General features: G+C 34.8%; 1 pseudogene. It reads left to right on the top strand.

Annotated elements, in window-relative coordinates:
• Positions 1-388: pseudogene (locus B5P40_RS24500) on the top strand (hypothetical protein); the annotation flags it as partial.

The following is a 388-nucleotide window of genomic DNA, read 5'->3' as shown; positions in this document are numbered from 1 at the left end:
GCTGGTATCATAGTGGACTTACATCCTGATGCCTCAGACTTATATGAACATGATATGTATTATATTACACAAAAACAATTAGATGGAGGAAATACTGGTATTGCGCTGACGAATTGGCAAACATATTACTTAAAAAGTGACAATAGTGGTCAAATGAATGGTCCTTTGGCTCTAAAATATATTAAACAGGAATTTCCAAATATAAAACCAGGTAATGCTTCTTTTGACCTAATGAAACTTTTTCATGCACTACCGGAAGAGAAACGAAAACTGGCAACGATAACTTCAAATCCAGTAAAGCAATCTGGAATTTTTAGTTATACCTCTGATGAGCTTGCTGAGATAAAGAGATATAAGCTCGGCGTTGTTACACAGCATAAAAATGAAG

Source organism: Bacillus sp. SRB_8, assembly GCF_003264205.1.
Taxonomy (GTDB): Bacteria; Bacillota; Bacilli; order Bacillales; family Bacillaceae_G; genus Bacillus_A; species Bacillus_A mycoides.
This window is presented reverse-complemented; position numbering and strand designations above follow the sequence as displayed.